The sequence below is a fragment of the Zobellia uliginosa genome, assembly GCF_900156625.1.
In the GTDB taxonomy this organism is placed as follows: Bacteria; Bacteroidota; Bacteroidia; order Flavobacteriales; family Flavobacteriaceae; genus Zobellia; species Zobellia uliginosa.
This window is the reverse complement of sequence record NZ_FTOB01000015.1, coordinates 21,481-30,541: the sequence shown is the minus strand read 5'-3', so window position 1 is coordinate 30,541 and position 9,061 is coordinate 21,481. Positions and strand designations below refer to the sequence as shown.

The following is a 9,061-nucleotide window of genomic DNA, read 5'->3' as shown; positions in this document are numbered from 1 at the left end:
TTGGCTATAGATGATAGTGAATCTGAAAGCATTTAACTTTTTGGATTCAAAGATCGGCCAATTTTAACCTCTCCACAACTTTTTGTGTTGAGCCACAAAATGGGGCCTATGCCCTAATTTTGAACGAAGTGGAAGGTGACAGAAAACTCCCCATCGTTATTGGTGCTTTTGAAGCGCAGTCCATAGCCATTGCCCTTGAAAAAGAGATTAAACCACCTCGACCACTGACGCACGATCTGTTTAAAAATTTCGCAGACCGTTTCGATATCATTGTCAAACAGGTCATTATTCACAAGTTGGTAGACGGTGTCTTCTACTCGAGTATTATTTGTGAACGCGATAAGATCGAAGAAATTATCGATGCCAGAACCAGTGATGCCATTGCCTTAGCCCTACGGTTCAACGCCCCGATATTTACGTACAAAACGATTTTGGACAAGGCGGGCATCTTTTTAAAGTTTTCGTCAAAAGACAAGGATAAGGCAAAGGACGAAACCGACGATAGTATAGTCGTCGATGAAATCCTTCAAGAAGGTGAAACCGTTGAAATAGAATCAGGAGCCTCCGATGGCTATACCGAACTTTCCATCGAAGAACTTCATAAAGAACTCGATCAAGCTGTGGCCAATGAAGATTACGAAAAGGCTGCCAAACTGCGCGATGAGATTTCCAAAAGAAACTGATAATTAGAGCAAGTACCTTATGAAAATCAACCCGTGGATCGTTCTGCTTGCCCTTTGTATCTTCTCCCCATCACTAGCACAAGAAAGCACATCGATACCCGCGGTCGAAACCACTGCCATCAATGATGTCATAGCCCAAGATACCCCTACCATTATCCCAAACGAAGGGTTTAGCCTAAATAGCCTCTCCCGTGGAATACTAGGAATGGCCGTTTTGTTGCTCATTTCATATTTGTTCAGCGCCAATCGAAAGGCGATCAATTGGAGAACCGTAGGAATCGGACTCGCACTACAACTACTGATAGCCATTGGCGTACTGAAAGTACCCTTTATCCAAAAAGTATTTGAGTCGGTCGGTGAGGTCTTTATCAGTATTCTGGGCTTTACCCGGGCAGGAAGCAAGTTTCTGTTCGAAGGATTGGTCGTCGACACCAATACGTTCGGCTACATCTTTGCCTTTCAGGTATTACCTACCATTATTTTCTTTTCCGCACTTACGTCTTTGTTATTCTATTTGGGCGTAATACAAAAAGTCGTTAAGGCTTTGGCCTGGATGCTTTCTAAATCTTTGGGAATCTCCGGTGCAGAAAGTCTTTCCGTTGCGGGGAACATCTTTTTAGGACAGACCGAAGCTCCATTATTGATTAAAGCTTACTTGGAGAAAATGACCAAGTCGGAAATTCTTTTAGTAATGATAGGCGGAATGGCTACGGTTGCCGGTGCTGTTTTAGCCGCCTATATCGGGTTCTTGGGGGGTGAAGACAAGGTATTGCAATTGATATTTGCCAAACACCTTTTAGCGGCGTCGGTTATGGCCGCACCAGGGGCTATTGTGATTTCAAAAATATTATACCCACAAACGGAGGCCGTAAATACCGAAGTGGCCGTATCTTCCGAGAAGATAGGCTCTAACATCTTGGATGCTATTGCCAACGGCACAACCGAAGGCTTAAAGTTAGCCGTCAACGTGGGTGCCATGCTCTTGGTTTTTGTGGCCATGATCGCCATGTTAAACGGAATTTTAGATTGGTTTGGCGATATGACTACCCTAAACCAATGGGTCGCCCACAACACCTCATACGAGAAGTTTTCATTAGAGGCCATTCTAGGTACTATCTTCGCCCCATTGATGTGGCTTATTGGCGTTGCCAATGAAGATATTATGCTCATGGGACAACTGTTGGGAATTAAGCTTGTGGCCAGTGAGTTTGTCGGTTATATTCAATTGGCCGAACTAAAAAATATGGCAACAGGCGCAAGTTTCACCTATAATAAATCGGTGATTATGGCCACCTATATGCTTTGTGGCTTTGCTAACTTTGCATCCATAGGGATACAGATCGGTGGAATTGGCTCCTTAGCGCCCGGACAACGTAAAACACTTTCCGAATTTGGCCTTAAGGCCGTTCTTGGCGGTTCTATTGCCTCTCTGTTATCTGCTACTATCGCAGGGATGATTTTAGGTTAAAACAACACCCTTTACCCCAACGGACCATATTTTGGTTAATAAATCTCTGATAACTACCACAAGTAGTCTTTGAGCTTTAACCTACAAAATTCTATTTTTACCCCACTATGAAACAATACCACGACTTACTAAAGCACGTACTCGATAACGGCAATCAAAAAGGAGACCGAACAGGAACAGGAACCCTCAGCGTTTTCGGATATCAAATGCGTTTTGACCTCAGCGAAGGCTTTCCTATGGTAACCACCAAGAAGCTGCACCTGAAATCTATTGTATACGAACTGCTTTGGTTCTTGAAAGGGGACACGAACATTAAATACCTTCAAGAGAATGGCGTGCGCATCTGGAACGAATGGGCCGATGAAAATGGCGATTTAGGTCCGGTTTACGGGCATCAGTGGCGCAACTGGAACAATGACGAGATCGATCAGATCAAAGATGTTATCGATTCATTAAAAAACAACCCTAACAGTAGGCGTATGTTGGTTTCCGCATGGAACCCGAGCGTACTTCCCGACACATCAAAATCCTTCTCTGAAAACGTAGCCAACGGTAAGGCCGCACTTCCACCATGCCATGCTTTTTTTCAATTTTACGTAGCCGACGGCAAGCTTTCATGCCAGTTATACCAACGCAGTGCGGATATCTTCCTTGGGGTACCATTCAATATAGCCTCTTATGCCTTATTCACCATGATGATGGCACAGGTATGCGGCTATGAAGCGGGTGAATTTATCCACACTTTTGGCGATGCCCATATTTACAACAACCATATGGAGCAGGTAGAATTGCAACTGAGTCGTGAAACCCGTCCCCTACCTAAAATGCTGATCAACCCTGAAGTAAAGGATATTTTTGACTTCAGTTTCGAAGATTTCACCTTAGAGGATTACAACCCACATCCACATATTAAAGGGGCCGTGGCGGTTTAACGTTCGTCAAAAATCCTATCGGGTCATTCCTGCCCTTTCTATATTCCTTATATTTATAGGATATTATAGAATGGATATGACCCTGACCGATTCCCTTTTGGATTTCTTTTTAGAGACACGCGAACACACCGAGACGATTTGTTCCCCCTTAGAAATTGAAGATTACGTAGTACAGCCCATTGTTGACGTATCGCCACCAAAATGGCATTTGGGCCATACCACTTGGTTTTTTGAAGAATTTATATTAAAAGCCCACGCCAAGGAATACCAAGTCTTTAACGACGATTTCTCTTTTGTATTCAACAGTTATTACGAAACCGTAGGCAAACGTGTAGTCCGATCCGACCGCGGCAACCTATCACGCCCATCGGTAGAAGGGATATACGCCTACCGCACACACGTAACCCAAGCCATTAAAGAACTATTTTCATCGCCTCAGGCCAACGAACTATACCTTCTTTTGGAAATTGGCATACACCACGAGAAACAGCACCAAGAATTGCTCTTGACCGATATTAAGTACATACTGGGCAACAACCCCTTGCTTCCTTCCTATTCCGATAGTTTTGAAGAGCATCCTATTACTACCGAATCCCAAGAATGGATTCCCATGGATGAAGGCATCTATGACATCGGCCATGCTTCGGACAGCTTCTGCTACGACAATGAATTGGGAAGACACAAAGTATACCTTCATCCTTTTGAAATATCGAGCAAACTGGTCAACAACCGTGAATTTATGGCCTTTATCGAAGCAGGAGGGTATCAAAGATTCGATTTATGGCATGCCGAAGGATGGGATTGGGTAAACCAAAACCAAATTTCCGCACCATTATACTGGCACTTAATCGATGGGATCTGGTATAATTACACGCTAAACGGACTCCAAAAAGTTACACCCGATGCACCTGTGACCCACATATCGTATTTTGAAGCCTTTGCCTTTTCCCAATGGAAAGGATGTCGTCTGGCTACTGAATTTGAGTGGGAGGCCGCCCAATCTGCATTTAACTGGGGCCAACGATGGGAGTGGACGGAAAGCGCCTACCTGCCCTACCCTAATTACAAAAAAGCCGACGGCGCCCTAGGCGAGTACAACGGCAAGTTTATGGTCAACCAAAAGGTCTTACGCGGTGGTTCCGTAGCGACACCCATACGACATACGCGCCCTACCTATCGCAATTTTTTCCAGACCCACCTGAGATGGCAATACACCGGATTACGATTGGCCAGAAATATTTAAACCCTTCCGTATAGTTTTCAGAACCTTTTCGACTTAAACAATATGCAAAAATCAACCCAAGTACTTTTTAAGACCCAATTTGAGGAAGATGTCTACAAAGGCCTAAGCGACTTTCCGAAGCATTTGTCCTCTAAATATTTTTATGATCAAAAAGGGGATAAACTGTTTCAAGATATCATGCACATGCCCGAATATTATCTTACCCGAAAAGAGTACGATATATTAAAACAGCATACGGCAGAAATAGCAGGGAAGTTTGCCATGGGCAACCCCAGGTTCAAGCTGATCGAATTGGGCGCAGGTGACGGAAAAAAGACCAAGATCCTTCTAAAATACCTTTCAGAAAATAATTTCGACGTCAAATACCAACCCATAGACATCAGTCAAAGCGTACTTGACGGTCTAGAAAAATCACTTCACAAAGAATTACCCGACTTGCAGGTAGAACCACAGCACGGCACTTATTTTGAAGCCTTAGAAAAAATAAATTCAGAAAACGGCACCAAGAAGGTCATTCTATTTTTAGGTTCCAACATCGGCAATTTGCTTCACGAACACGCCATTGCCTTTTTAAAAAGCGTTCAAGAACTCATGCAAGATGACGATTTGCTTTTTATCGGCTTTGACATGAAGAAAAACCCACAGACCATACTAGACGCCTATAACGACCCTTCAGGAATTACCGAAGCGTTCAACAAAAATGTACTGGCCCGCATCAATACCGAACTCGATGGCAATTTCGACCTCGACAAATTTCTTCACTGGGAAGTCTATGACCCCGAAACGGGCACGGCAAAAAGTTATTTGGTAGCCAAAGAAGCCCAAACTGTAAGTATTGACAAATTAGGCCTACTAATAGATTTTGCCCCATGGGAAACCATACATACTGAAATCTCACAAAAATACGATGACAAGGTCGTAGCATGGTTGGCCGATAATGCCGGCCTAAAAATAGAGACCGAGTTTTCCGACCCCGAAAAGCAATACAAAAACTTCGTGTTCAGAAAGCGCTAGCCTCTTTGTTTCGTCTTAAATTCATCTTTAACCACCTTGTTAGCCCGAGGTAATACTTATATTCATATGAAAGCAATTTGGAACGGTACCGTAATCGCCGAGAGCGACGACACCTTAGTAGTCGAGAACAACCACTATTTTCCTGCGGAAAGTATAAAGAAGGAATATTTTAAACCCAGCAATACACATACCACCTGCCCATGGAAGGGCCAAGCCCATTACTACACCCTCTCGGTAGACGGGAAAGAAAACCCCGATGCGGCATGGTTCTATCCTGAAGTCAGTGAACTGGCCAAGGGAATAAAAGGCCGAGTGGCCTTTTGGCGCGGGGTAAGCGTAGAAAAATAGCCCCCCTTTGCATAAAGCTTGAGCCTTAGACATGGAACAAAAAGCCAGACCGTAAAATCACGATCTGGCTTTTTCTATTTTAAAATACCGATCGCTTATAAATCTAAAACCGCGTTCTCACCACCTGCATAATCGTTCCATTGGTAACGGTCTGCTTCGGTTTCATTAACGTAATTACCGTCAACGATGTACTTAAATTCAAATGAAGCTTCTTTAGGAAGTTCTAAAGTCCCTTTGAAGTTTCCATTTTTCAATTTTTTCAATGAACTGGCCTTGTCAGCCTTCCAGTTGTTAAAATCACCAACAACGGCCACTTTTTTCGCATCTTCTGCGGGCACGGTAAAGGTTACTTTACAAACGGGTTTTGTTTTGAGATACTGTTTTGAGATTGCCATTATGTATAATTTTTAAATTGATTTTCAGTGCTATATCAAAGAGCAAAACTACCATATTAAAACGCTCATATACAATGATTAACGCATTTTTATCATTTTCGCAATATTTACATAACAAATAGTAGTTTGACGTAAAAAAAGTTCATCGTATTGACCACATCATTATGTTATAATACTGTTTTTAAGATTCTTAGAACTTCATCAATATCTTCCTCACTGTTATAAAAATGAAAACTTAACCGAATACCCTTCCCCCGTTGTGAACAGAGAACTCCATACTCTGTCAACTCTTGAAAGAGGGCATCATTTCCTTGTATATTAAATATGGTACTATGTTCTTTCCTTTTTACAATATCATCGGACAAAAGTCCTACCCCCCCAAAACCTTCCATCGCATAGCGCGAAAGGGCTTGAAGCCGCTCTTCAATGGCCCCTTTACCTAATTTAGTCAGGTAGTCCAATGAAAACTTCATGCTTCCGAAAGTCAAGGTATCGAGATGCCCAGGTTCAAAATGACGGGCAAAAGACAGCTTATCGCGCGCGCCAAGGTCGTGACCGGATCCATTGAAACCAATCGTTTTCACGCTAAACATGTCTTGTACGCCATCTTTAAACAACATGAATCCGTTACCATAGCCCGACAACAACCACTTATAGGCACTGGCCCCAAGCACGTCTATAGGCGAACTTTCAAAATCAAAATCGCATGTCCCACAATATTGGGTTCCATCTGCAATAATCTTCAAGTTAGGAAATTCTTCTTTAATTTTTGCAAGAATTTTCATGTTAATTTTAAATCCATTGGTCCATTGCACCAAACTCAAGGCCAATACCGATATATCTTCAGCCCTAAGCTTGTGGAGGATATCGGCTTCGAGATCCTCGCTCAAGGCTAAATACGACACGGGAAAACCCCGGTATTCAAACGGCCAGTTCACCGATGGATAGTCGTCTTTGACCAGTAATACACGCTCTTTTTTATCCAACCCCTCCAATAACATGTTCAAGCCGAGCGTAAAATTCTGTACCAGCGCGACGTTTTCTTCTTTGGCCCCAAAGAAGCCTGCTACGGTCTCACGGGTCTCGCCAATCAATTTTTCGGCCACCTTGTTTCTAAAATTACTGCCTCCGATCAGATAATCCATATCATGCTCTTGTCGCCATTCCATCAAATCGTCGTTCAGCAATCCTGCAGAAGCGGTATTGGCGTATATATATTGACTTAAAACCGGAAAGTGTTTACGGGTATTTACCATAGCTTATTCTCTGTATCGGCAATTGCCTTATCTTTGTTCTATAAAGGTACTAATTCGCATGTTCTCTAAAAACAAAAACCATTCAGAAGTAGGCCTTGAGCAACATGAAATGCTCGAGAATGCCCAAACCCGCATCAAACAAAAAAAACGTCTGTACGTTCATTTTGTCATCTTTCTTATCGGCAGTGTATTTTTAATTCTGGTCAACAAGATATTAAAGTATGGTGCCACCTACGATTGGTTTCTATGGGGCATTACGTTCTGGGCCTTTTTATTCGTCCTTCATGCCTTCAATGTTTTTGTGACCCAAAAATTCATGGGCAAGGACTGGGAGCGCACCCAACGTGAGAAACTGGTGGCCAAGCAAAAAAAGCGCATAGCCGAAATACAAAAAGAGATCGAAACCGATTTTCCCCTCTCCCAAATAAACAAAAAAAAGGACATATGAATACCATAGCCATGATAGCGGCGGCGGCCGACAACAATGCCCTAGGAAAGGACAATGACCTACTCTGGCATTTACCGGATGATTTCAAGAGGTTTAAAAGCCTTACCTCCGGCCACACTATTATCATGGGCAGAAAAACGTACGAGAGTTTTCCCAAACCACTTCCCAACCGCAAGCATGTGATCATTACCCGTGACAAAGACTACACGGTAGACTACGATGTATGTGTTGTGGTACATTCCCTAGAAGAAGCTTTAGAACTGGTAAAGGACGAAGACTTATCCTTTATAATCGGAGGTGGTGAAATCTATAAACTGGCCATGGAGCACGCCAATAAAATTGAACTCACCCGCGTACATGGCATTTTTGAAGATGCCGACACCTTCTTTCCGGAAATATTCGAAAGCCATTGGGAACTTGCCACCGAGCAATACCATCCCGCGGATGAAAAACACAAATACGCCTTTACCTACCGTACTTATTTAAAAATCTAACTTTTCAACCCGAATATCGGGGGCGACACCGCTAACGAAATTGCGTAGTACCTCTGGATCTATATTGGTGTAAAACCGATGTCCCTTATGGCTTGTGGCCGTATTGAGCATAGCGTTCTTTTCCAAAATTGCCTTTACCTGGCGTGCAACGGCCTCGCCCGAATCGATAATTTTGACCCCCTCGGGCATTATCTTCCGCAGTACCGGCACCAAGTACGGATAATGGGTACACCCAAGAACCAAATGGTCCATACCTTGATCTAGCATAGGGTCAATATACTTTCTCAAGAGCGTTTCCGTTTCTTTTGAATCTATATTACCACTTTCTACCAAGGGAACCAGGCCGGTCCCCTCCTGCTCTATTAGCTTTATACCGTTTGCGTGGTTTTCCGTAGTACTATGAAAAAGGCTACTGGAAAGCGTTCCCTTGGTCGCCAGTACACCTACAACCTTTGATATGGAATTCAGGGCCGCAGGTTTTATAGCGGGTTCTATTCCGATGAACGGCAGTCCATAATGCGTCCGCAGATACAGGATCGCATTGGTAGTGGCGGTGTTGCAGGCCACCACGATAAGCTTACACCCCATCTCAAGAAGCAATTCGGTATTCTTGATACTCAGTTCAAGAATCTGCTGTTGCGACTTTTCGCCATAGGGTGCATTCTTGCTATCGGCCAAGTATATGGTTCGCTCCCGCGGTAACAGTTTGTGAATTTCCTTCCAAATAGAAGTACCTCCAACACCTGAATCAAAAACACCTATCGGGGCGTCGCTCATAAT

At 43.4% G+C, this 9,061-nt stretch carries 11 protein-coding genes; 8 read left to right on the top strand and 3 right to left on the bottom strand.

Features of this window, described 5'->3' with window-relative positions; all coding sequences use genetic code 11:
- Positions 1-44 precede the first annotated feature (44 nt).
- The 6 genes from BW980_RS21740 to BW980_RS21715 all read left to right on the top strand — a co-directional run bounded on the left by BW980_RS21740 (position 45) and on the right by BW980_RS21715 (position 5,688).
- Positions 45-683 carry a bifunctional nuclease family protein gene (locus tag BW980_RS21740; RefSeq protein WP_076457260.1) on the top strand — a complete coding sequence of 213 codons (639 nt, stop codon included), beginning with the start codon at positions 45-47 and terminating at the stop codon, positions 681-683.
- A gap of 19 nt (positions 684-702) precedes the next feature.
- Positions 703-2,151 (top strand): NupC/NupG family nucleoside CNT transporter, encoded by a 1,449-nt coding sequence (locus tag BW980_RS21735; RefSeq protein WP_076457259.1) that lies wholly within the window; start codon positions 703-705, stop codon positions 2,149-2,151.
- A 107-nt stretch (positions 2,152-2,258) separates the two neighbouring features.
- Positions 2,259-3,083 (top strand): thymidylate synthase, encoded by an 825-nt coding sequence (locus BW980_RS21730; RefSeq protein ID WP_076457258.1) that lies wholly within the window; start codon positions 2,259-2,261, stop codon positions 3,081-3,083.
- A gap of 76 nt (positions 3,084-3,159) precedes the next feature.
- Complete coding sequence (gene egtB / locus BW980_RS21725; protein ID WP_076457261.1) at positions 3,160-4,326, top strand: ergothioneine biosynthesis protein EgtB; 1,167 nt, start codon at positions 3,160-3,162, stop codon at positions 4,324-4,326.
- A gap of 42 nt (positions 4,327-4,368) precedes the next feature.
- Positions 4,369-5,340 carry an L-histidine N(alpha)-methyltransferase gene (gene egtD, locus BW980_RS21720; protein ID WP_076457257.1) on the top strand — a complete coding sequence of 324 codons (972 nt, stop codon included), beginning with the start codon at positions 4,369-4,371 and terminating at the stop codon, positions 5,338-5,340.
- A 66-nt stretch (positions 5,341-5,406) separates the two neighbouring features.
- Entirely contained in the window at positions 5,407-5,688 is a 282-nt protein-coding gene (locus BW980_RS21715; protein ID WP_076457256.1) for a DUF427 domain-containing protein, read from the top strand.
- A 95-nt stretch (positions 5,689-5,783) separates the two neighbouring features.
- Here BW980_RS21715 and BW980_RS21710 read toward each other — a convergent pair whose 3' ends face one another.
- Together BW980_RS21710 and BW980_RS21705 are read right to left on the bottom strand one after the other, a co-directional pair.
- A complete protein-coding gene (locus BW980_RS21710) occupies positions 5,784-6,083 on the bottom strand; it encodes an isoamylase early set domain-containing protein (protein ID WP_076457255.1) in 300 nt (99 codons plus the stop codon).
- Between the two features lie 167 nt (positions 6,084-6,250).
- On the bottom strand, positions 6,251-7,339 hold the full coding sequence (locus BW980_RS21705) for an aminotransferase class V-fold PLP-dependent enzyme (protein WP_076457254.1): 1,089 nt from the start codon (positions 7,337-7,339) through the stop codon (positions 6,251-6,253).
- A 58-nt stretch (positions 7,340-7,397) separates the two neighbouring features.
- Between BW980_RS21705 and BW980_RS21700 the strand changes: the two genes are divergently transcribed.
- Complete coding sequence (locus BW980_RS21700; protein ID WP_076457253.1) at positions 7,398-7,787, top strand: 2TM domain-containing protein; 390 nt, start codon at positions 7,398-7,400, stop codon at positions 7,785-7,787.
- Positions 7,784-8,281, top strand: a complete 498-nt coding sequence (locus BW980_RS21695) for a dihydrofolate reductase (protein ID WP_076457252.1) — start codon at positions 7,784-7,786, stop codon at positions 8,279-8,281. Before BW980_RS21700 ends, BW980_RS21695 begins: the two co-directional genes overlap by 4 nt.
- On the opposite strand, the gene murI is transcribed toward BW980_RS21695, so the two are convergent.
- Positions 8,270-9,058: a glutamate racemase gene (gene murI, locus BW980_RS21690; protein ID WP_076457251.1), complete on the bottom strand. Its 789-nt coding sequence runs from the start codon at positions 9,056-9,058 to the stop codon at positions 8,270-8,272. The genes BW980_RS21695 and murI overlap by 12 nt on opposite strands.
- Positions 9,059-9,061 lie beyond the last annotated feature (3 nt).